Below are 23,382 nucleotides of genomic sequence, written 5' to 3'. Positions count from 1 at the left end.
GCTACTGGGCCTCATGTGAGGAGCGATCTTGCGTTCACGCGGCGAGGCGCCGCGATGTTCTTGGACAATTTCGCTCCTGATGTCATCTGCGGCGCGATAGGCCGGCAGAACTGGGTCGCAAGATGGACAGAGATTGGTGATGCTCAGTGCCGTCGTGCCGACTTGAATATCAGAAGGAAGGCCTTCGATGAGGCGGGCGAGGCCTGGCTTTGCGCGCTAACTGCCTTTGAGGTTGCCAGACGCATAGTTGATGAAGACGATCCGAAAAGTAGAGCCATTTCGGCGAAAGTCGAGGCCAATATACAGAGGTTCGGAATGTCTCTGCGTCAGAAGGTTGAGCGGGTACAAATTGCGTGCGGCGATCAATCTGAATTTATAGCTTACCATGTGTCCGCCGTTGATCCCGAATTGTGCGCGCCGGCAGTCATTTGCATCAGCAGCGAACAGGAAACAGGAGCGACGCTGCTCGGGAGACTGTTGCCTGCGGTGATTGGCCGAGGCATGTCGGTTCTGATTGTCTCTCACGACGATATTTCATATGGCTCTGGTGTCCAATCGGAAGTGTTGTTGTCTTGCTGTTTGGATTACCTGTCATCTAGGCCTGACGTTGATGCTCGTCGAATCGGCGTCTACGGGGACGGATTTTCGGCTGCGCTGGCGACTGATTTCGCTGTATCTGATAGTCGCGTCGCCGCGGCGGTTTGCGACGGTGGTTTTTGGAGTTTCGCGCGAATGTTGGCGTCCGTCAGCTGGTTGACGAGGACGACAGCCGACGACGACGTAGTGTCGGAGCTGCGCTCGCGATTAGTGGGACGGTTGAGATGCCCAGCTCTGGTGGTCGCCGGAGGAAACAGCATCGTCAGCGTATCGGAGGCTATCAAGCTTCAAGCTGAATGCACGGCAGCGTGCATCGACATGGAGGTAGCCATTCCACAAATGGTCCGCACTCCCGCTGGCGAGATCGAAAATTTCGTGTCGTTCGACGATCGGATTTTCGGATGGCTAGAGCATAAGCTGCGCATGGCAAATGAGTGGCGAGCGCACACAGAGTCTGCTTGACGCGCGCCGATCACAGCAGTCGGCCTGAAGCATTCGGAGACCACAGATGAAAAGCGTGAACTGAGCATGGCCCCCTTCGACAAGATCGCGCTCTTTATCGATGGCCCCAACCTCCACGCAGCAGTCCGGACGCTCGGCTTCGAGATCGACTACAAGCGCCTGCTCGGAGAGTGTCAACGCCGCGGCAAAATGTTGCGGGCGTTCTATTACACGCCGATTATCGAGGATCAGGAATATTCGACGGTCCGGCCGCTCCTCGATTGGCTCGACTATAACGGCTACACCGTTGTCACCAAGCCGGCCAAGGAATACGTGGACGCCTGCGGCCACCGAAAGGTAAAGGGAAATATTGACGTCGAACTCGCGGTCGATGCCATGGAACTCGCTGAGCGCGTCGACCAGATCATCCTGTTCTCCGGCGACGGCGACTTCCGTCGCCTGGTCGAAGCGGTGCAACGTCGCGGCGCCCGCGTCACCGTAATATCGACCCTCGCTGGCCATTCGCCGATCATCGCCGATGAACTTCGGCGGCAGGCGGACGAATTCGTTGACTTGGTTGAGTTGATGCTGAAGTTTGGCCGCGATCCGTCCGAACGGTTAGGCTCCGCATTAAGTGCTGGCGAGCGTCGCGAGCCAGCCAGCTTAGAATAATGACGGAGGTGATTTTGTGCAGGCGGGTGGCCTAGGCGTCTAGCATTGCGGGCGGACCTTGCATCGAGTGGTGCTTTGATCTGCAGACGTGGACGCTCCCAACGTCAATCATGACCTGCTGCCGCCAGGTTTCCCGGGCAGATTGTTGCACAATAGTCGCGTCTGGATCGTGTTCGAGAGCCTCCATCGCATGAACGGCGATTTCGTGCCGAAGCCTGGTCGCGATCGGCGATCGGTACGATGCGCAGGTCAACCCAATCCGGGCTCTGTCAGAGGAGCAAGTCGCTGGACAGCATTGAAACTTCCATCGCCACTTGCCCAGCCACCAACGAGCCAGCTCGAGCACGCGCACGCCGGGCTTGAGCTTCAAGAACGCGCCGACTTCCGTCTTGGAGCGGCCGAGATCCCCGCTCCGCCCCGTCGACATAGCTTCGAGATCGGCGGCGATCTGTGAACCAACTGGGTGTAACCGGCTTGGCACGGGCGGCAAATGGGAATCTTATGTTCATATCGTACAGATCCGTAACTGGGGCGACACGATAGGGGAGAAACGAGATCGTTCGTTCGTGGCGTACGGTGTCTGCGAGCGCAAAGTCCCGAATTTGCCATTTAGTGCTTGGGCGAAGGCGCGCCGAATTCGTCGTTCGCGCTCAGCCAGATCGGACGAACGTTCAGCATGAACCATGCGCCTAGTAATTTCCCCCGAAGCACAGCACAAGCTGGAGGCTTACAAGCAAGACATTGCGCATCTCAAGCAGCTGGCTATAGCTCTCTGAGATTGTCTTGCGGAACTTCGAGGAAAACGCCGAGAGCCGAAAGCCGGAATGCACGTGAACCTCTCAGCGACCAGCCAAATTGCATGTCGGCGACGAACAACGGTTGGACAATTGCCCGCTGCGGTCCGTAGTGCGGCGCCGCACGAGGTAATAATTTACCCCCCCCCCCCCCCCCCCATCACGACCATAGGTTGTATTGAACGGAGAGCGATCGCTCCCGAATTGGCTAGGTCCTGCAAGTCGTGCCGCTTTAGGCCGTGCCCGCGGGTCTCGCCACGGCGCGCTACGAGTCACTTTGCGCGACCGCGCCGGACATCCAAGATCCGTGTGAGAAGGGTACGGAGGGCAAGGGGGAAGGGGCCCCGTGCCTGGCTTCGATCAGGGCTGCCATTTTCTGGTCGATCCTCGCGAGCGTTCGAGGGCCGGCAATCGACAATCGGGGATGTAGCCTTCCACGGCTCGCTGCAATGTTCTCAGTTCAAGCGGCTCCGTCGTTTGCCGTTCGCTTTCCTAGCTGGGCTGGGTCTCTGCCGTCCTGATGATCCCCACATCCGTCACTGTAAGAAGCTAATGAAACCATCTCCTCTTCAGCGTCTTGGGCACGACAAAAGTGGAGCGATCTTGATTGAGCGCGCCCTGACGGTGATCGTATTTGCCGCCACTCTTGTCCTTGCACTGAATCGTACTGCAGCGGTCCTCAGCGATGCACACGGTTCTTTATCTTTGCTCAGCGCTTCGACCACACAGAATGACAAGCTGAATCGAGCCCATGAACCCGGCAATGATGGGCAACATTTCTGCGATAAGACCCCCATAAGAATGGTGGACCAATGAATTCATCGGGGCCTCCAACATCGTCGATCTCTCAGCGAGGGCGATCTGTCCATAACACTAGCGGCATATCAGCGTGGACCCAGGCGGATCCAATGCAAATTGTCGAGCATGAATGTCCCGAGGGCGCTTACGGCGTGAACGTCCTGTGATGTGAGCGCCCACGGTGGCCTTGGCTTGTCGTATGGGTCCTCTGATGAGCGGCGCTGTTGAATGACGTCTAAGCAAGATCTCAGCGAGATCATTTCCGCGAAAGTTGTCTCACGTCGACCTGCAACTCTAACACGTCGACTACATTTACGAAACGATAATACAATCTGCGCGATCATTCGCCACGTTGCGCTCTATTTGAGCACGCGTCTGCTCGTGCAGACAAGCAGGGCAGCCGATGCTGGCGGTCATCATACCTGAGATCGCCGGTGTGCGCACAGAGGACCGACTATGCGACGGTGGATCCAGCGCGGACAAGTTGGACCTGCCGGTGAAATCGCAGGCGCAGGTCCTCCTGCAGAGGGGGACGACATGCATGGGCTTGTTTCCTGGCGACATCGGAGGACACGATCCATCACTGAAGGCGGACGCGGACAGCTCGGCAGTTTGCTGGCTGCGCTGATATGAGAAGGTGTCCAGGCAAGCTGATCGCTGCTGCTGCGTTCGCCGGCATCGCGACGGCGTCGACCTGGATGGCAGCGAATAGTTCGAGCGATTCGGCTCGAATTGCCAACGAACGATTCAAGTTTAGCATCAGCGAGGCGCAGTTCGCGATACGTCAGCGGCTCCTTGCCTACCAGCAGGTCTTGCGCGGAGGTGTGGGGCTCTTTGCAGCTACCGGCAATCGGGTAACGCGGGAAGAGTGGCGGACCTACGTCAACACGCTTGCCATCGATAGGGATTATCCGGGGATTCAAGGCGTCGGATTTGCGAAGCAAATTGCCGCGCAGCAGCGCCATGCACACGTTCTGGCGGTTCGCTCCGAAGGATTCCCCGACTACCAGATCAAACCGGGTGGCGATCGCGACGAATATACCTCGATCGTTTATCTCGAACCGTTTGATTGGCGTAATCGGCGCGCCTTTGGCTTCGACATGTTCACCGAGCCGGTCCGGCGCCAGGCCATGATCAGGGCGCGCGACACAGGTGCACCGTCGATCTCCGGCAAGGTCACCCTGGTGCAGGAGACGGACCAGGGTGTTCAGAATGGCGTTCTGATGTATCTGCCGGTCTATCAGACGGCCGTGCCGCCGGCGACCGTCGAGGAGCGGAAAGCTGGGCTCGTCGGATATGTCTATGCGCCGTTTCGCATGCGTGACCTGATGCAAGGCATTCTGGGGACCGGCCAGCTCTCCAGCCTCAGGCTGGAGATCTACGACGGAGTGTCGCTCCAAGCGGAGGACGAACTCTACGATAGTGCCGATCCCTCCCAGCCACAGATCTCGTCTGCTTTCACCGTGATCGATCGGTTGGAGATCGACGGACGCACCTGGACGATACGTTTCAGTTCATTGCCGACATACGACGCTGCTGCAATCGACGTGCAGAAGCCTCGGCTCATTTTGTCAGGCGGTCTGCTCGTCAGCCTGCTGTTTTCTGTCGTGGTCTGGTCACTGTTGGTCAACCGCGCCAGGGCGCGCGAACTCGCCGATGCCAACGAGCAGCTAAGCCAGGCAAAGGACGCGGCCGAAGCGGCAAATCGTGCGAAGTCGCTGTTTCTTGCAAATATGAGCCATGAGCTGCGCACACCATTGAATGCCGTGCTGGGTTACGCCCAGCTGTTGAAGCGGGATGGAAGCATCAGCAAATGGCAAGCGAGCGCAATCGATACCGTCCAACGAAGCGGCGAGCATCTGCTGACGCTGATCAGCGATATCCTCGACGTGTCGAAAATCGAGGCCGGAAAGCTGGACATTGTACCCGAGCCGGTCGAACTGTCGGTCTTCCTGGACGATGTAGCTGACATTATCCGCGTGCGCGCGGATGAAAAGGGGATCAGGTTCGCTTTCGAGGCGCCATCGGACATGCCGCCGCACTGGGTGCAGGCCGATGGGAAGAGACTGCGGCAAGTGCTTCTCAACCTGCTCGGCAACGCGATCAAGTTCACCGACCAAGGTCAGGTGGCGTTTCGCGCAACGTATGTCGCGACCTCTCGCAATGACGTGCGAATACGCTTTGAAGTGTGGGACACCGGAATCGGAATTTCCGGTGAGAAGCAGGGCGCGATATTCAAGCCATTCGAACAGGTCTGCGATCTGCCGCATCGGTCCGGTGGAACGGGCCTGGGTTTGAGCATCAGCCGGGAACTGCTGCGCCTGATGGGCAGCGAGATTGAGTGTGAAAGCACGCTGGGCGTGGGAAGCCGGTTCTGGTTCGAAGTGTCGCTGCCCGCACTGGACGTTGATCTGTCTCAAGCCCATGCCACTGGAAGTGGCGGTAGCCTACGGCGGACCGCGGCGGAGTGTTCTCATTGTGGATGACGTCGCGGAAAATCGCGCGATCCTGGCGAATATGCTGGCTGGCGTAGGCTTCTCGGTGCGTGAGGCCACGAACGGGCTGGATGTGCTGGAACAAGCGAACTTGACGCCTCCCGATCTTGTCCTCACGGACGTCATGATGCCCGATATGGATGGTCTCGAGGTCATGCGGGCGATGCGCCAATTGGACAAGCTGAGGGCAATCCCAATCATCGCGGTGTCGGCCAGCGTCGGTGCAGATGACCAGGCGAAGAGTTTCGCGGCAGGCGCGAACGCATTCCTGAGCAAGCCGGTCAACCAGGAGCACCTGTTTCGGGAAGTCGGCAGGGGGCTTGAGTTGAGCTGGATCTATCAGCAGGCCCCGGGCCCCGACGCTGAGACCAGCGAGGTGACCGTCACGCCGAGCGCCGCCGAACTCCTTCACCTGTATGAGACGGCCAGGACCGGAAACATGCGCAAGATGAGGCAGCTCGCGGATGATCTTGCGGCCGGTAACGCGCAATGTGGCCAGTTCGCCGCTCGGTTGCGAGAGTTCGCGGAGGCCTATGACTCCAAGGCCTTGGTTGCCTTCGTCAGAAGTTATGTTGATGAAAAGAAAGGAGCAGCCGCATGAGTGGTGCTTTGGCCTCAGACGTCCAAGGGCAGACGATTCTTGTCGTCGACGATTCACCCGCCATGTTGCGCGTTGCTGCGGAGCATCTGGAACGCGACGGCTTCAACGTCACGGTTGCCGGCGATGGAGAGGAGGCGTTGGCGCGAGCCGAATTGGTACGGCCGGACCTTGTTCTGCTCGACGTGATGATGCCGCGGATCGACGGCTTCGAAACCTGCCGCCGTCTTCAGTCAATCGATGGACTTGTGGATGTTCCGGTAATTTTCATGACCGGTCTGTCGGATAGCGACAACACGGTCAGGGCTTTCGCGGCGGGCGGCGTCGACTATGTAACCAAGCCATTCCAGTCCGAAGAATTGCTCGCACGCGTGAGGACCCATCTGACGCTTCGCGCAACCCAGCAACAGGCAAAGCAGGCGGAACGGGAGGCCAGGCAAGCCCATGCGCGCTTGCTGGACGCGTTGGAAGTGATCCCCGAGGGGCTCGCTGTGTTCGATGCCGACGACAGGTACGTTCTGTGGAACAAGCGCTACGCCCAACTCTACGCCGCAAGCTGCGACAAAATAGCGAAAGGCATGAAGTTTGAAGAGACCCTGCGGGCGGGGCTCGCTCGCGGCCAGTTTCCCGATGCGATCGGTCGCGAAGCAGAATGGCTGGCGGATCGTCTTGCCCGGCATGCCAAGCCCCACTGTGAGCACGAGCAGCGCCTTCCGGGAGATCGCTGGCTGCGCATTGAGGAGCGGCGCACCGCAGATGGCGGTAGCGTGGGCGTCCGAATCGACATCACCGATTTGAAGCTCCGCGAGGAGTCTTTCAGGCTGCTGTTCGAGGGAAACCCGATCCCGATGTGGGTCTACGATCGCGAGAGCTTGAAAATCGTGGCCGTCAACAATGCGGCTGTCGATCATTATGGCTACAGCCGCGAGAAATTCGTTTCAATGTCGATCCTCGATATCAGGCCGCGAGAGGACCGGGACGATGTGGTTGCGGCTGTCGCAACGAACGAGTCCGGGAGCGTAAGAGATGACCGGTGCTGGCGGCATCTCAAGGCAGACGGAACGCTGATCGACGTGTCCATCTACTCCCGCAAGCTACGCTATGCGGGGCGCGAGGCCGCGCTGATTGCCGCCATCGACATCACCGAGCGCAAGCGCGCCGAACAAGAGCTCTCAGACACGCGCGAATTTCTCGACATGGTCATTGAGAACGCGCCGACTCCCATCATTGTGAAGGATGCGCAGAATTTCAAATATGTCCTGCTCAACCGCGCCGCCGAGCGGCTGCTGGGCGTCCCGCGCACTCGCTACATTGGTAAAACGGCATTTGAGGTCTACCCCAAGGAGGAGGCCGAAACGATCTTTGGGTATGACCGGGCGATTGTGAAGTCGCGGCGCCAACTGTGCTTCGATGAGCATTGGCTCGACACTCCGGGGAATGGCAGGCGGCACGTCAAACCGTCGACCTTTCCAGTGTTCAATGCCGCCGGTGAACCACAATATCTATTGACGGTTATTGAAGACGTAACCGAACGCAAGGAGGCGCAGGCGCGCATTCAGCACATGGCGCTCCACGACCAGTTGACAGATTTGCCCAATCAGACCGCCTTCAACGAGTATCTGGCGTCGGCATTCGAAGCGGCAAAATCATCGGGCAAGGAACTTGCCGTCCTCTGCCTGGATCTCGATCGCTTCAAGGAGGTCAACGACATCTTTGGCCGTAGCCTAGGCGATGCGCTCCTGTGTCGAGCAGCGGAACGATTCTCTGCGGTTGCCGCGGGTGCATTCCTGGCGCGCTTGGGCAGCGACGATTTCGTCGTCATTCTTGCGGACTACCCGCAGCCTTCAGGTGCGATGATGCTCGCCGATCGGCTTCTTGCGGCGAGCAGCGAGGAATTCGAAATTGACGGACACCGCACGTACATAGGGCTCAACATCGGTGTCGCCATCTATCCAGCCGATGGCACAAATCCCGAAACGCTCGTCGCCAATGCAGATGCCGCGTTGTGCCGCGCCAAGGCCGACGGCCGCGGAATGGTTCGCTTCTTCGACGCCGACTTGGACGTTCGGTTGCGCGAGAAACGCGCGTTGCACCAGGACCTGAATGCGGCTGTCTCCGAGGGGCAACTCGTCCTGCATTACCAACCGCAAGCGAAGATTGGAGGGGCGATCATTGGGTTCGAAGCCCTGCTACGTTGGCAACATCCGATCCGAGGATTTGTCTCGCCGGGCGTTTTCGTGCCGCTTGCCGAAGAGAGTGGCGCGATTCTTGCGATTGGGGCATGGGTGCTGCGGCAGGCCTGCTGTGAAGCGGCATCCTGGACACAACCATTGCGCATCGCCGTCAATCTTTCGCCTGCACAATTCGTGCAGGAAGACCTTCCGGCCCTGGTGCACACCACGCTGTTGGAGACCGGCCTCGCCGCGGACCGGTTGGAGCTCGAAATTACCGAAGGCGTCCTGATCGGTGACTTCGATCGCGCGATTGCTATCCTGCGGCGCCTCAAAGCTCTTGGCGTCCATATCGCGATGGACGATTTCGGAACCGGTTATTCATCTCTATCGTATCTGCAATCATTTCCGTTCGACAAGATCAAGATCGACCAATCCTTCATTTCGAATGTCGAGCGTAATGGCCAATCGGCAGCGATCGTTCGTGCTGTGATCGGGCTGGGCAGGGGGCTCAATTTGCCTGTCGTCGCCGAAGGTGTTGAAACAAGCGAGCAGCTTGACTTTCTGTCACGCGAGGCGTGCGATCAGGTTCAAGGCTACCTTATTGGCCGGCCGCGCCCGATCACCGACTATTTGGAGACGATCGGCCGTCGCGCCCAGGTCGAGCGACCAGCGGCCGCTTCGAGGTGAATCCCAGCGTCAACCGTGAGTGTAGGCTGAAGGGTCCGTATCAACCGGCCACGGCGCGATGTCCTCGATGACCCGGCGATCACCGATCCAATTTTCGTCGGAAAGGCGCCAGGTCGGCATAACACCCCCATGTTCGGAGTGCACGCGCCTCCGTTCCAGTCAGGCGCTTTCAATCGTGATGGGCTGCAAACTCTGTACGAAACGGACCAAGTCTGCTCGCTTTAAAGCAAGTGCCAACCGCGTCAAAACGGTACGCCGACTCACAAGGTGCACTTCGTGCGTTGAGTCGCGCGCGCTGTCATACGGGCTGGTCGGGTTAAGAGAATGGTAGAACAATACTGCTATATGGCGAGAATCCAGCGTGCGCATTCATGCGACAGGGGAAGCGAACCATGAAGGGCGTGATATTCAATGTCCTGGAAGAAGTCGTTACCCAGCAGTTCAGCCAGGATGTCTGGGAAAGTCTCGTCGATAAGGCGGCGGTCGATGGCGCCTACACTTCGCTCGGCAACTATGCAGACGAGGATCTCGTCTGCTTGGTCGCAAGCGCCGCTGAAGTGCTCGGCAAAACGCCCGGTGAAATCCTGCGCTGGTTCGGACAATCGGCGATGCCGCTGCTGGCCGCGCGTTACCCGTCATTGTTCGAGTCGCATCGGTCGTCACGCGATTTCATTCTCAGCGTCAACAAGATTATCCATCCCGAAGTCCGCAAGCTCTACGCTGGAGCGTCGTGCCCGTTCTTCCACTTCAAGCCAAGCAAAGCCGGTTCGATGATGATGGCGTACGAGTCGCCGCGCAAGTTGTGCATGTTGGCGCAGGGCTTTATTGAAGGCGCTGCCCGCCACTATCACGACGATGTCGACGTCCATCATCGTGAATGCATGCACAAGGGCGACGAGAAATGCTTGCTGGAAATCAAGTGGGCGGCTTGAGTGCATCAGATGCTGCCAGAGATTGCAGACAGCCTTGATTTTCAGAAACTCCGATTCGAGCGTCGATTGCAGCGCGAGCGCGCCGCGCGACTTGAGGCTGAGGCGATCGCCGAGAGGGGCCTTCGCGAACTTTACGAAAAGCAGCGGCAGTTAGAGCTGCTGGAGACCATCGCGACGGCCTCCAATCTGAGCACTTCCATCGAGGACGCATTTGACCTCGCCATCAAGGAGGTCTGCAGGTTTATGGACTGGCCGCTTGGTCAAGCCTATATCGTCGATCGCGGTGGTCAGGACCCTCGTCTAGAGCCATCGCACGTGCGTTATGCAACCGATGAGGATGCGCTGCGGCCGATGATCAAGGCAACAACGGCGGCATCATTTGCTCGCAGCGAGGGGCTTCCCGGCCGGGTGTTTGCCTCGGCGACACCGATCTGGCTGAAGTGCCTGGCGACTGACCGAAACTTTCCACGCGCTGACGCGGCCGCGGCCTGCGGCATCCATAGCGGTATGGCCTTTCCGATTCTCGTGGGACGCGAGGTGGCCGCGGTGGTGGAGTTTTTCTCCTACACGGAGCAGGAGGCTGACACAGAGCTGCTAACGTTATTAGGCCATATCGGGATCCAACTTGGCCGGGTGATCGAACGCAAGCAGGCGGAAGATCGATTGATCCATGATGCCTCGCATGATGGCCTGACAGGCCTGCCGAACCGGTTGCTGTTTGGTGATCGCGTCGACCGTGCAGTCGCTCGTGCAAAACGCACTTTCGACGAGTATTGTGCCGTTCTTTTTATCGATCTCGACCGCTTCAAACTGGTTAACGACAGCCTGGGTCACGCTGCGGGCGACGACCTGCTGGTGGAAATCGCGCAACGCCTTAATGGTGTTCTGCAGCGGCATTCCACGGCGCACACGCTCGCGCGGCTCGGAGGCGATGAATTCACGGTGCTGCTCGAGGAACTCGACAGTCCAGACAAAGCGATGCAAATCGGGGAACTGCTGATCGATGCTCTCCGGACGCCGATCCTGATCGATGGCCAGGAAATCTATGCCGGCGCCAGCATCGGGGTGGCCAATATCACCGGCACGGAGCAATCGCCGGCAACGGTGCTGCGCAATGCCGATCTCGCCATGTACAGTGCAAAATCGCTTGGCCGAGGGCGTGTTGAACTTTACGATACAGGCCTCCACCATATTGCGGTCGAGCGATTGAGGCTTGAAGGCGATCTCCGACGGGCGCTCACCAACAATGAATTCATCCTGCATTACCAGCCAATCGTTTCGCTCGAAACCCACGACATCGTCGGCTTCGAATCCCTGCTGCGGTGGCAGCGCGGCCCGCAAGATATCGTTCTTCCGGGTGATTTCATTGGGACCGCCGAAGACACCGGGCTGATCGTCCTGATCGGCGGCTGGGTGTTGGGAGAGGCGTGTCGGATGTTGGCTAGTTTGCAAGCCAGATACCCTCGACCCGAGCCGCTCACCATGAGCATCAACATCTCACCCCGGCAGTTCATGCAGCCCGATTTCATCGAACAAGTCCGGCGCGCCGTGCTCACTTCGGGGGTGGAACCGTGCAGTGTACGGCTGGAGATTACGGAAACCGTGGCAATCAGCGATCCCGAACGGACGATCCTCGTTCTCGCGGCGCTGCGCGAATTCGGCGTGCGGATCAGCCTCGATGATTTCGGGACAGGATATTCATCGCTCAACTATCTGCATCGGCTCCCGGTTGATGCGCTTAAGATCGACCGCTCGTTCGTAGCCCGCCTCGGCCTCACGGTCGAAGGAACGCAAATCATCCGTACGATTCTCGATCTCGCGGAAAATCTGAAAATAGATGTGGTCGCCGAAGGGACAGAGCAGGAAGGACAGATCCGGAAACTCACGGAAATGGGATGCCACTTCGCGCAGGGCTACTATTTTTCGAAGCCCGTCGCGTCGGCCGACATCGAAGCGCTCTTGGGCAGCTCTACGTCCCTCTCAGCAGAGACCAACTGATCGGCTCATTTACCGATTGGCTCATCTTAACCAGAGCCCAGGCGTCAATCTGACGCGGCGGCGTCGGAACGGACTGCGGGAGGGCGACCCAGGAAGTGATAACGCAGATTCCAAAGCACAAGGTACCGACCGAGGATCTGTGACTGGTCAAGGTCAAGAGCCGGCAACACCCAGCCTCCAGTCTGCAGTCGCGTCGCCGATCGGTTCTGGTTCCAGGGCTCTTGCAACCTCGACGTGGAAGCTCGGTATGCCGGGTGGGGTCGCTGCCGGAGGGGTGTCCCGATCCGATCAGCCTAACCGAGTTCGGCTCGGATGATGGTGAGAGGTAGAGGGAAGGAAGCGCGATCCACCCTTGGTACGGAACGCTCCAATCTGGAGCCGAGACAGCACATACGCGCGAGAACCAAGAATGTTCGTTCATCGCGTACTGTCTTTGGTCAGATCAGAGCTCCCAATGTCGCCATTGTGTCGCCCCATCGTGCGGGGCTACTCGGGTCGAGGTCGCCGCGTACACGCGATGAGAGACGAAAATGCAGTTCTTTTCAAAGTGCCCCCGCTGCAGGAATAAAGGTTCTGACGATGTTGTTCACAAATGTCAAAACTGCGGAACCGTTTTTTGCGAAGAATGCGGAAAGTCCCGACTCGGAGATGTCTGCCCATACTGTGATGATGGCGCCTCTCCAGAAATCGGACAAATAAGATAAAGTGCGATCCTGCATTGAAGATGAGTATGCGACGTTGAACCGCGCCGATGGTGGGATCGCAAGACAACATCCGGGCTTTGTTGGACGTCCTGCTCCCCATCTGTTCACCGCATGGAGTTATGGGTCTATAAACGTTCCGGCGGCTGGCGCTGTCGGAATGGGACCAGACAGCGATCCAGTCACCATGCCGGAACCAAGACCTAATCGAGAGTTGGTCAGTCCTCAGGCGCACCTTCGATTGGAACGGCAAAGCCTGCCTTTACACGGTCGAGTATGACCATCGTCTTGAAGCCCTTAATGTCTGGGTTCTTATAGAAGAATTGCCGGGTGAATTGCTCATACTCCTCCATGGTACGGGCGGTCGTGTATAGAACAAAGTCGGCATCGCCCGTGACATAGAATCCGTTGACGACATCATCTGACGACTTGATGGCCTTCTTGAACCTATCGATGATGTCTGAACGCTCCCGCTCCAAGGTTACCAACACAAGCACTTGAATAGGTCTTCCCACGGCCTTCGGCGAAACGATTGAAACGTCGGCCTCGATGATGCCTTCCGAACGGAGCCTCTTTAGTCGCCGTTGACAGGCGGTAGCAGAAAGCCCCGCCATTTCGCCGATCACCTCGGAAGTCAGGCGGTTATTCTTTTGCACGATCTTGAGGATGCGGGCATCTATTCGGTCGTAGTGCACAGTCGGCTCCAGGTTGAGAGTCTGTCTCGATGCAGTCAAACATCTGAACGGTGGGCGAGTGGGACGAAAATATGTGACAAATAGCCGATAGGCGCAGATGTTCATCGTCTTCGTCGCGTCCGAGTGTCGAGTCTCGCCTGCGTCCAATCGTTACCGTGGCCGCTGTAGAGCGCGTGGCGTTCGGCGTCGATGTTCTTGGCCCTTACCGTTTCAACGCGCGTGGTCTCCGCCGGCTTCTTGCGCGGGCCGGGTCCGAAGGAGAGGAGCGTGGCTGCGCCGGTCTAGGTGAAATCGCACCGCGCCATAGCATCTGTTCGGAGTTTTCGATGCCGAAATCGAGGTCAGATAGGTCCTTTCCAAGGCGACCGCCGCACTCTCCGTGGGGCACGTCGACGTGACGTTCGTTCATAATACGCTGTCCAGCTTGCCGGGGAATTACCATGTCGTCGATCGGTACCAAGTTGCTCAACAGCCTGCGATCCGTTGAGCGTCCGGGCGACTTTTGCGTTGGTGGAACTCGCGAGATCTTCATGCCGACCATCGACGTCGACGGCGTGGGCAGGCTCGCCTTTCCGGTTCTGCCCATCCAAGCCGAACGGCTCGTCGCCATCGCCGAGGCAGCTCCGTTCGGGCGGGGCGAGGAGACCCTGGTCGATCGCGAAGTCCGGAGAACCTGGCAGGTCGATTCCGCCAAGGTTCGGATCGGAGGGCGTCACTGGGACAAGACGCTGGCCAGCCTCGTCGCCGAGATGGCCCGCGCGCTCGGTGTGGGCGAGCCGGTTGCGGCCGACTTCTATAAGTTTCTTGTCTACGACACCGGCAGCTTTTTCGTCGACCACCGCGATACCGAGAAGGTCCCCGGCATGTTCGCGACGTTGGTGCTCGTCCTGCCCTCGGCCCATAGCGGCGGCGAGTTGGTCGTCAAGCATCTTGGCCGGGAGATCGTGCTCGACGCGCGTCCAGAGGAGCCGTCGGAGATCGGCTTTGCGGCCTTCTATGCCGACTGCGTGCATGAGGTGCGTCCGGTCAAGACGGGATGTCGCCTGGCCCTCGTCTACAATTTGCGTTTCGTCGGCAAGGAGCGCGCACTGAAGGCGCCCGATTATCGATCTGAGCACGGGCGCGTGGTGGGGCTACTGCGGAATTGGGCGCGCGCTGAGGAGGAGCCTGATAAGCTGATCCTGCCCTTGGAGCACGTCTATACGCCGGCAGAGCTGTCCTTCAATGCGCTCAAGGGGGCCGATGCGGGCATGGCGTCCGTGCTGGTCAGGGCCGCCGCAGAGGCGGGTTGTGATCTCCACCTGGTTCTCGTATCGATCGAGGAGAGCGGCAGCGCCGAACATACCCCCTATTACGGCCGTCGCCGCTGGAGTCGCGACGAAGACGAAGAGTTCGAGGTCGCCGAGATCTTCGACCGGGCGCTGATCCTGTCCGAGTGGCGGCGTCCGGATGGCGGCAAGGCCGCGTTCGAGGATTTTCCATTCGCCGAGGACGAGCTGTGCCCGCCCGACGCTTTCGAGGATCTGCTACCGGATGAGCAGCATTTTCACGAGGCGACGGGCAACGAAGGCGCATCCTTCGAGCGCACCTATCGCCGCGCCGGTTTTGTGTTGTGGCCGACCGCGCGGAGGCTTGCGGTGCTGAATCAGGCTGGCCTCCGCACGACGCTGCCGTATCTCGAAGATCTGACGGCGCGCTGGGAGGCGAGCAACACATCGATCCAGTCGCCGTTATGGCGTCAGGCCGATGAGCTGTCGGGGCACATGCTGCGCTCATGGCCCCGCTCGTCCTGGCGGTCAGAGGACAACGCCGAAGCCGGCCGGATGCTCGATTTGCAGGTCAGGCTGCGGAACGTAGAGCGCATCGACGCATTTCTCGCCGAGCTGCCCGCCGAAGGCCATTACGCCGAGCTTGACAACGGGGCGATCGCGCGGGCCGCCGCCCTTCTTCCTCGCTCGCGTGCAACCGAACTGCTGGTCCGGATTGTCAGGCGTAACGCTCAGGCTCATCTCAGCGCCTGTGGCGACCTGCTGTTGCGCTGCGTCGCGGCGCCGGCGGGGGCGACGGGCGACCTGGAGCAGATCGGCCGAGCCTTGATTGACGCGTTGCCGGGCGACCCGACCAAGCGGGAGCAGGTCAGCGCCTGGAGTCGGCCAATGCCGGTGAAGCCGGGCTTCGTTGTCGATCTCCTGACGGCGACGAGCCGCATCGATGCGGGGCTTGCGGCGCGCGCGCTCGAGCACATGCTGGCCTGGCCGAAGACATACAAGCCGGACGACGTGCTGGTCCCTGCTGCTCTCGCGATTGCCAAGCCGGAGGAGAGCAGGGCTTGGCCGGCGGTGATGCGGCTCCGGGAGGCGTCTCTCGACCACCTGCGCCGGCGCATTGCCCTTCCGCTGGAGGCGCCACGCGACTGGACCAGGACCAATCCGCTCAAATGCACGTGCGGCGACTGCCGTGGGCTGGGCGCGTTCCTGACTGCGGCGGATCGCCAGCAATGGCGCCTGAAGGCGGTCCAGGACCGGAGAACCCATGTTGAGCAAAGCGTTCGGAACGCAGCGTGTGATCTTGACCTCGCAACCGAAAGGCGCGGCAGTCCCCACACGCTGGTCGCGACCAAGAACCAGGCCAGCTACGAACGCCGCGCGCAGCAGCGTCGGCAGGATCTGGAGCATTTATCGACGCTGGGCGGATGACGTTGGCCCCGCACCCGCTCAGCCAAAGATGCTGGGAGGCCGCCTTTTGCAGGCAGGCTTACGCGTTATCAAGTTGCTCTCCGCGAGTACCGACGCGGTGATAGCGGATCGAATGTCTACAATCTTTCGAGGCGCCAAGGGACGCGCATTCATCCTCACTTGTCTCACGTGTTAACGGCTGCGAGGAACCGCGCATAAACGGCGACAGACAGTCTCGGTGAGGCGCGTAGGGGCCAGTTGCCGGGCCGGCCCGGGCGAGCCGAGTGGGTTGCCGTCAAGGTGGGTGGCCAAAACGGCGCCGGCGGCGACCAACATGGCGACGCGGCAGGGCCGAGAGGCGCACAAGCGCCGGCGCCGATCGCGAACAACGATGACAGAGTCCGAGGTGAGGTGCGCTACCGCGAGGTGGATCGCTCGAAGCAGTGTTGACTGTGGACAAACGGCGCTCTGACTTGATCACCAAAGGACCATGGTCCGTCACGCATCGCCGTGGAGCGCGATACCGGCGGTTCCGGACGGCGTGCATAGCCCGGCCACGGTCAGTTGCCTGATAGCGCCGCCGGGCCTCCCTACGCCGCTCACGCCGTGCTTCCTGCGCGCAGGCCCCGAAGCAGTAAATCTGACCGCGATCGCATTGTCGGCAGACAAGAACCTGACCCCGGCAACGGGAGCACAAAAATAACCTGCAGATGCCATCGGAGCATTCCGAGTGGCACGCTTTGCGTGCTCGTACTGGCGCTACGTTTTGCAACATCCGCACCGCGGCCTGCTCAAGAACCTCTCGCATGGAGGCCATCGACCCTCGGTCGGAGGATGGCTGGGCCGGTCACCGCTGTAAAGGCTGGCCTGCGGCCACCGCCTTCGGCGGCTGGCGGCCTTGACAGCGGCGGCCAGCCCAGCAGTCGTTGGCCACCATCGGTTCGACGACCTAGACCGGCCGGATGCTCTGCCCGCGTCCGATGTCGCCAGATTTACGCGGTTCTCGACAGCCATCGACATCACGTTCTTCATCGGCTATGTCGACCGCGTGAATATTTCCATAACCGCGTCTTACCTTGCGGAACGCGCGCACTGCACCTCGCGAACAGGCAACTCGGCTTGCGTTCGGTCTGTGTTATCGCGGTTTCCGTGGCGTCCATTCGGGTCCGCGGCAAACGAGTCGGTCCTTGGGTTGGTGTGGGGTGCAAGAGCGGTGGTGAACGCTGCGGCCGTCAGTCTTGTCAGGTCAAAAGGCGCCGTTCGAAAGGTCGAGCGGTTGTATCTGACCTAATCCGACGAGCCGACTTCGCCGCGTCCGCCGGACCTCACATTCGGCCCTGAAGGCGCACAGCAGAGGCAATGTCGGAAGTCATCCACATGCCCACGAGGCTGCTCCACCTACCGCAGGCTGTTGCCCTGTATTGCGATGCTAGCGTTCGGCGCATCGTCACATTCCGGGGCGTCAACCCGTGGCGGCTCTCGCGCGGGCACCATCAAGGAAACGACGCTTCGTCTGATACCCGGGACACCCAGCAAATTCGCCTGGACCGTGAATTCGTGCCGAACAGAATATTCGGACCGTGCTCCCGCCGTGGCCATCCAATTCACGCAGTCAATTTGATCCGCGAAGCAGAGCGCCGCCCAGCCGCGTTCCATGGTCGTTTTTCGTGGCACCTTCCAGTACACGAACGGTCGTGAATAGAAAGGATGGTCTGGACTGTAAAACGCTGCGGCAAAGGCGAGGGAATCATCTCCGCTAATACGAGGGAGCGGCACGTCGCTTAATTCATGCCACTGATGAGTTAGTTCAAGAGCGGCCTGACGATATAAGTTTCGACCTTCCTCGTAGCCATAGTGGTTGCGATAAACTGCGTGGATGGGGGCTGCAACCGTGGCCGCCACCACCGCTATCCCGGCAGTCAGCACAGTCGCGTTGACGGTGTAGAACGTTTCGATTGGATAACTCGTCGTACAGACCACCAGGACCGCTAGAGGAAATATGCCCTGTAGTGCCCAAAGCGACGGCAGATCCGTCCGAAGGGTGAGCGAGGTCAGGATGGGAAGAACAATTGTGGTAACCAGGACGACGAGCAAAAGCTTCAGTCCGGGATCGGCCCCTTTGAAGTCCGCAGCCATACGATCCAGACGCCGACCTGCAATCATGAGCCAGGTTACGGCTGCGACGCTCAGCGCGGCTGCGAGCCCGGCCAGAAAGTTAAGCACGTCGTGCAAGACCGTGCCCAGGTCGAATCCCGCGTGAGCCATGGCGTGTTCGAATGTCGGCGCGCCATGGTTGGCAAGCCAGTAGACGTGGGGCGCCAACGCAAGGGAAGCTGCGGCAATAGAAACGTAGGGCGCCACCGAGCAGAAGTAAGCGCGCCGCGAAGGGTGCGCGATCGCCGCACTGCAAAAGGCCGCCACCAGAAAGATCGAGTAATATTTTCCGAGCATGGCCAGCGCCGCGGTGACGCCCGCGGAGGCAGCCCAGATCACAGCTCTTGTTTGGATAGAACGCAGAAAGCAATACGTGGCCAACGGCCATAGCGAGAGCAATACGGAATTCGCGTTGAACCGTTGGGCATGAAACTGATAGGTCGGGGTCAGCATCAGCAAAAGCAGGACCAGCACTCTTTTGTGGCCGGTCGCGAACTGCCTGGAGATCAGATCAACGGCCCACAACCCCACGGCCGCGTTGACCATGGCCATCAGTTGCATCGACCAATCGCTTACGGGGAAGATAGTCGTCCACGCTCTTGCGATCCAACCCATCAGCGGCGGATGCTTTGGGTTACCCCACTCGAAGTGACGGCCAAGTGTCCAGGTTTCAAGTACGTCCGGATGGAGATCCGAACCGATGTAGGCAACGATCAGGTAGGTCGTCCAGATCGTGACGAAGCAGAGCAGCATCAGTGGTACGGCCCAATCCGACTCCACACCATTCAGCCACGCTATTAGGGGCCGCCGCCAGCGCGCCGGATTTTGGTCGGAGCGTTTGGCAAGTTCTGAAAATGTGAAATCGAACAAGGGGCCTCCCGCTCGCCCATTATTGAAGCCTCGTATAGACCGCTAACTCGACGCATTCAGCACATTGACAGTGCCCACCGATCAAGATGACTGCCAATGCCTGAGTTGCTGAGCCTCTGGGAAAGTGCCGAATACGCGTCTGCGGATGTTTGCATTCACGTCCGTATGCCGTCCGGGTTGAACTGGCCGGCTTCAAATCGGAACGGAGGGTCGGGGCCATCGCGATGGCCGACCCCAATCGCAAACCGCGGACTTGGTGAGGGCGCAAGCCGATCCACGCAAGGGGCGGCGTATTGGTACAAAAAACGCCCCGCCGAAGCGGGGTTAAAGTCGGGGAGTGAGCAACGTATCGGTTCGTCATGGATAAAGCGGGAGCGCTCCTACCGGCGCGCAAAGTTCGTACAAATCGAACCAATGCGCCTCAGCAGTTCGCGGGCGTGTGCTGGCAGCAACATAACGGTACGGTTCGCGCCCCATCCCGCGATCCACTGTTTGCGGTCCTTGGACAACATCCTCTGCGTCGCTGGCATCAATGTGAGTGAGGACTACGAGTGATGATGGCAAATAGCAACGACTGGTCCGACCTCAAGCTGCTGCTTCCCGCGCGAGGACCGTCACGGGAAGCAGGCGGTCGCGGACATCGGTATCACGAACGTCTTGAAGCCGATGTTCATCGAATAGCTCACCGCCGCGCTTACGGATTTGCCGCATTCTGCGATGGCATAGGCGAAACTGGGCGAAAGATCTGGTCCGTAGTAGTGGTTTCGCGCATATGCAATGGTCGTTGCCGGGTCAGCACAGACTGTCGTCTTGACCGATGCGCAGCGGGCGGCCTCTTCCACGGCGTAATGCAGACTGCCAATCAGAAACAGACCAAGGCAGAGCGTCAACGCGCCGACAAGCAAGGCAACAAAGACGGGCGCGACAATCGCAAATTCCACCACCGTCGTGCCCGCTTCGCTGGCGCGCAGTGATTTGACTAAGTTCCGCATGGTCAACTCAATCGCATCATTGTTGTCGTGTTGATGGGCGTCGCGAATGTGCTCGCGATACTGAGACCGGGGAACAATGGCACGTAACCGAATCTCGTCGTGATCTGGAGGTAATCACCCGGCTGCACGCCTGGCGATCCGGCTGCAGAGCAATCGGATGGCTTGGACGAGACGCCACTCATGTATTGCAGCGCGCTCGATGAGTTGACGCAGTAGTATCCCTCGGATGGCGAGCCGGAGACCAGCGAAACGCGCGTCCCCAGCGAGGTGCCCCCGAGGGCATTCTGTATTGCGTTCGAGAGCCCCGGACAATTTGTCGTGGCCGGCAGCTGGTTCGGACCGCAGGTCTTCCACGCTGCTAGGGCTGCGCCCTGCGTTGCATTTTCCGCTTCCATTCGCTGATAAATGTACATCGAAACGTCCGTGACGTTGACGATGGCCAGAAGCAGAAAGAGCGCAAAGACGGCAAATTCGATCGCCGCGACACCTTGCAGATCGGACCCGAACGTTCGAGCCACTCCAAGGAGCCTGCAGGGTACTGCGATCCAGGTTGTCGCACTGTACTTCACGCGACCAGGATCCCTCGTCCCGGAAGGGTCGTTGTCGGCATGTTCAACAACCCCGCCGGAATGCATTGGCCGTTCGGCAAGATCATACCCGTGCCGTTTATCGTGATGTCGTTGACGACCAATACAAAGCAGGATTGCCCATACCCGGCCTTGTTGACTGCGCCGCTGAACGTCACGCTTGCGTTCGGCAGATAGACTAGGCCCGTGATATCCCATGTTGGGCTATTGCCGGCCGCGGAAATATTCACACCGCTCGTCAGGTTTGGGTCTTGATAGATCGCGATGCCCGACCACGTTCCTGAAGTTGGCGCAGCGACATCGATCGTTCCTCCCCCCGTGGGGGCGTGGGTATAGGATCCGGAGTTGGTGCCGGAGAAAATGATCGTAAGTCCCGACCCGTTGGTCGTCTTGAAGGTGTAGCCATTGGTATCCAACTGACCGTTTTCGATGACGAGAACTGCTCCGGCCGGAGCGTTGACCGAGACATCGCCAGTCAGCTGGAGGTCGCCGCAAACGAAGACGTTGCCGCTCAGCGACTGAGTGCCGGACCACAAATTGTTGTTCGGTAGCGGAGCGCCCTTCTTGCTGGGCTCCTGAGGATAGGAACCGCAGGGATTGGGAGGAATGTTGCTCGCCAAAGCGGCATAGGGGTCAACTGCGGCTGGAACGTTGGAGTATTGATTGACGCCACAGCCGTTGTTTGTGGTGTGCGCGGCTCCGATGGGAGCACCCAGGTTGTGGCCATTGCAGGTCGCCCCGGTATTGGACATGACATTGCACTGCATGTTCGCCTTGGGCGCACCATTCGTTCGGATGCCGGGCGGCCCGAGCGCGAGGAGGCAGAACGACGACTGCATGCCACCGGCGGTGGCAACCGACGACGCTGCCAACCGCTTTGCGGCAAGACCATTGATCTTGGCGTCGCCGGCAAAGCCGACAATTTCAGATAGAAGAAGCGGGACATACCCCGAAATTGACACGCTGTAGCAATTGTTGCCGCCGCCCGGACACGGGGCAGAATTCGAACTTGTAATCGTTACGTTGCTTACCCCGTTGACAAATCCATATTGCGCGGCGACGGCCGCAGCTTCCGCGCTGTAGGTGGCCCCGCCGTTGGTCGCCGCTGCGACAACCGCAGCATCGGCTGCGTTCTGCATAGCTCGCGTCACGCGGTACCAGTTGGAAACTTCAAATCCGATACCAATCGCCCCAATCAACGGGACGAGCAGTACCCCCATAATGATGGCGACTGTGCCGCGCTCATCTCGCTGGAAGCGGCGCATAAGTATGCGAACTGAACGAATCATTCCAAGCATCCACACCGGGGGTAATCACACAGCTGCCGCGCCGGCCCGTTTCCGACAAGTACTGGCATCAGCAACGCAACCGCGATCACGTAGTGGCCTGACGGATTGCGCGCGGGGTGTTGGAATCGGCGCTTGTGCCGCCGTGTCAGCAGCGCGAGAAAGAATAGGTTGCAATATGCGAACGATTTCAGCGCCCGACTGCGGCAGCTGTCCCAACGGCTCATCGCTACACCCGCATTAAAACTGGATGGATTGAACAAGCGATGGTCTGCGCCGGATACCTTAAACGTCGATGTAGATTGCGGAAAAACATCGACAGTCTTGAGTGCTGCGACGGAACGATTAGATCAAACGTTGCAGAATGCGCACATCTTGGTCCGCTTCGTACAGAGCTTGTCCGCCGAAAGCGAAAGCAATCTGTCAACATACCGTGTGCGCCAAATCGGATCGGCCGAGTAGTAGTCCCTGAAGCAAAAGACACGCTGCTGTTAGAAGCGTGTCTGAAGCGCGTATGCGTCGCCCGAGTCCATAACCGCAGCAAAAGACTGACGGACGAACCAAGCCGCCCGTGCATGCTAATCGACCGTTTCAGTGTGAGGGACGGGGTCAGCGAAGAAGCGACGCGTGCCGTCGGGAAGATGGGGCACGTGCTGCGCGATGAAGCCGGAGAGGGAGTTCGAGCTGCGCAATTGAAGGCAACAGGTGTTCGGTGGCTCGTTTGTCTTGCGATTGCCTTGTTATCGTCTAGAGACGGCCGCCTACTCGTCGTTCAAGAGCAAACCTAGATTGGTCGCCATATCTGTGATCGAAGCCAACGGTCGCCGGAGAGTGCGCGCGATCGCGCTTGCCGGTAGTCGTCGGTCAATCAATCCTCGCAGTTTGTGCCTTTCAACCGCGGTCCAGGGGCGGTCGTTCCCGTTGCGTGTACGCCGCTCTGCGATCTTCTCGTTCCTGTCACTTTGAGGCGCATTCTTAATGTACATGATCACCCCCGCCAGTTCTGCTATTGGAGCCATACTGGTTGCATGAGAGTCAAGAACGAGACGCAACTGGGACTGCGTCTTTGCGGGTCTTGTCGCTTTGTTGGCCGAGATGAGCGGGCCGCCGTCGAATGTGCCAAAAGCAGCTTGCTCTCAGCAATGAAGGCGCCGCGAGCATCCAGGCAAACGGCCCCGCCGCGCCGAGAACACGACAGGGCCGCCGCAGGCAAAGGCTGTCCCGAGAGCAGCACGG

The 23,382-nt window shown here is 59.4% G+C and carries 14 protein-coding genes; 9 read left to right on the top strand and 5 right to left on the bottom strand.

Going from position 1 to position 23,382, the window contains the following annotated elements; all coding sequences use genetic code 11:
- Nucleotides 1-54: 54 nt before the first annotated feature.
- From P6U30_RS27670 to P6U30_RS27635, 8 genes are all read left to right on the top strand, one after another.
- Entirely contained in the window at nt 55-1,059 is a 1,005-nt protein-coding gene (locus P6U30_RS27670) for an alpha/beta hydrolase family protein (protein ID WP_407166020.1), read from the top strand.
- 66 nt (nt 1,060-1,125) lie between these two features.
- A complete protein-coding gene (locus P6U30_RS27665) occupies nt 1,126-1,710 on the top strand; it encodes an NYN domain-containing protein (protein ID WP_407166019.1) in 585 nt (194 codons plus the stop codon).
- Nucleotides 1,711-3,056: 1,346 nt separating this feature from the next.
- Entirely contained in the window at nt 3,057-3,320 is a 264-nt protein-coding gene (locus tag P6U30_RS27660) for a hypothetical protein (protein WP_407166017.1), read from the top strand.
- A gap of 611 nt (nt 3,321-3,931) precedes the next feature.
- Nucleotides 3,932-5,788 carry a CHASE domain-containing protein gene (locus P6U30_RS27655; protein ID WP_407166015.1) on the top strand — a complete coding sequence of 619 codons (1,857 nt, stop codon included), beginning with the start codon at nt 3,932-3,934 and terminating at the stop codon, nt 5,786-5,788.
- Nucleotides 5,781-6,398, top strand: a complete 618-nt coding sequence (locus tag P6U30_RS27650) for a response regulator (RefSeq protein ID WP_407166014.1) — start codon at nt 5,781-5,783, stop codon at nt 6,396-6,398. Before P6U30_RS27655 ends, P6U30_RS27650 begins: the two co-directional genes overlap by 8 nt.
- The gene (locus P6U30_RS27645) at nt 6,395-9,256 is read left to right on the top strand and encodes an EAL domain-containing protein (RefSeq protein WP_407166013.1); all 2,862 of its coding nucleotides are present in this window, start codon (nt 6,395-6,397) and stop codon (nt 9,254-9,256) included. The genes P6U30_RS27650 and P6U30_RS27645 overlap by 4 nt, the downstream gene beginning before the upstream one ends.
- A 392-nt stretch (nt 9,257-9,648) precedes the next feature.
- On the top strand, nt 9,649-10,188 hold the full coding sequence (locus P6U30_RS27640) for a heme NO-binding domain-containing protein (protein WP_407166012.1): 540 nt from the start codon (nt 9,649-9,651) through the stop codon (nt 10,186-10,188).
- A gap of 9 nt (nt 10,189-10,197) precedes the next feature.
- Nucleotides 10,198-12,186, top strand: coding sequence for a putative bifunctional diguanylate cyclase/phosphodiesterase (locus P6U30_RS27635; RefSeq protein ID WP_407166011.1), 1,989 nt, complete (start codon nt 10,198-10,200; stop codon nt 12,184-12,186).
- A 919-nt stretch (nt 12,187-13,105) separates the two neighbouring features.
- Here P6U30_RS27635 and P6U30_RS27630 read toward each other — a convergent pair.
- A complete protein-coding gene (locus tag P6U30_RS27630) occupies nt 13,106-13,582 on the bottom strand; it encodes an Lrp/AsnC family transcriptional regulator (protein ID WP_407166010.1) in 477 nt (158 codons plus the stop codon).
- Nucleotides 13,583-14,022: 440 nt separating this feature from the next.
- Here P6U30_RS27630 and P6U30_RS27625 point away from each other — a divergent pair, with 440 nt between their 5' ends.
- Nucleotides 14,023-16,278: a 2OG-Fe(II) oxygenase gene (locus P6U30_RS27625; protein WP_407166009.1), complete on the top strand. Its 2,256-nt coding sequence runs from the start codon at nt 14,023-14,025 to the stop codon at nt 16,276-16,278.
- A 1,377-nt stretch (nt 16,279-17,655) separates the two neighbouring features.
- On the opposite strand, the gene P6U30_RS27620 is transcribed toward P6U30_RS27625, so the two are convergent.
- The 4 genes from P6U30_RS27620 to P6U30_RS27605 form a co-directional block, all read right to left on the bottom strand.
- Nucleotides 17,656-19,281: a glycosyltransferase family 39 protein gene (locus P6U30_RS27620; RefSeq protein WP_407166008.1), complete on the bottom strand. Its 1,626-nt coding sequence runs from the start codon at nt 19,279-19,281 to the stop codon at nt 17,656-17,658.
- Between the two features lie 614 nt (nt 19,282-19,895).
- Nucleotides 19,896-20,273, bottom strand: coding sequence for a TadE/TadG family type IV pilus assembly protein (locus P6U30_RS27615; RefSeq protein ID WP_407166007.1), 378 nt, complete (start codon nt 20,271-20,273; stop codon nt 19,896-19,898).
- 2 nt (nt 20,274-20,275) lie between these two features.
- The gene (locus tag P6U30_RS27610) at nt 20,276-20,791 is read right to left on the bottom strand and encodes a TadE/TadG family type IV pilus assembly protein (protein WP_407166006.1); all 516 of its coding nucleotides are present in this window, start codon (nt 20,789-20,791) and stop codon (nt 20,276-20,278) included.
- A gap of 47 nt (nt 20,792-20,838) precedes the next feature.
- Nucleotides 20,839-22,149 (bottom strand): TadE/TadG family type IV pilus assembly protein, encoded by a 1,311-nt coding sequence (locus P6U30_RS27605; protein WP_407166005.1) that lies wholly within the window; start codon nt 22,147-22,149, stop codon nt 20,839-20,841.
- Nucleotides 22,150-23,382: the final 1,233 nt, after the last annotated feature.

This window comes from Bradyrhizobium sp. ORS 111, assembly GCF_045571485.1.
Lineage (GTDB): Bacteria > Pseudomonadota > Alphaproteobacteria > Rhizobiales > Xanthobacteraceae > Bradyrhizobium.
Note: the sequence above shows the minus strand (reverse complement) of the source record. Positions and strands in the feature narration are given on the sequence as shown.

Coding starts and splice junctions, on each gene's coding strand:
- P6U30_RS27670 (WP_407166020.1), top strand. CDS start 55: ATGTTCTTGGACAATTTCGCTCCTGATGTCATCTGCGGCGCGATAGGC.
- P6U30_RS27665 (WP_407166019.1), top strand. CDS start 1,126: ATGGCCCCCTTCGACAAGATCGCGCTCTTTATCGATGGCCCCAACCTC.
- P6U30_RS27660 (WP_407166017.1), top strand. CDS start 3,057: ATGAAACCATCTCCTCTTCAGCGTCTTGGGCACGACAAAAGTGGAGCG.
- P6U30_RS27655 (WP_407166015.1), top strand. CDS start 3,932: ATGAGAAGGTGTCCAGGCAAGCTGATCGCTGCTGCTGCGTTCGCCGGC.
- P6U30_RS27645 (WP_407166013.1), top strand. CDS start 6,395: ATGAGTGGTGCTTTGGCCTCAGACGTCCAAGGGCAGACGATTCTTGTC.
- P6U30_RS27640 (WP_407166012.1), top strand. CDS start 9,649: ATGAAGGGCGTGATATTCAATGTCCTGGAAGAAGTCGTTACCCAGCAG.
- P6U30_RS27635 (WP_407166011.1), top strand. CDS start 10,198: ATGCTGCCAGAGATTGCAGACAGCCTTGATTTTCAGAAACTCCGATTC.
- P6U30_RS27625 (WP_407166009.1), top strand. CDS start 14,023: ATGTCGTCGATCGGTACCAAGTTGCTCAACAGCCTGCGATCCGTTGAG.
- P6U30_RS27615 (WP_407166007.1), bottom strand. CDS start 20,273: ATGCGGAACTTAGTCAAATCACTGCGCGCCAGCGAAGCGGGCACGACG.
- P6U30_RS27605 (WP_407166005.1), bottom strand. CDS start 22,149: ATGATTCGTTCAGTTCGCATACTTATGCGCCGCTTCCAGCGAGATGAG.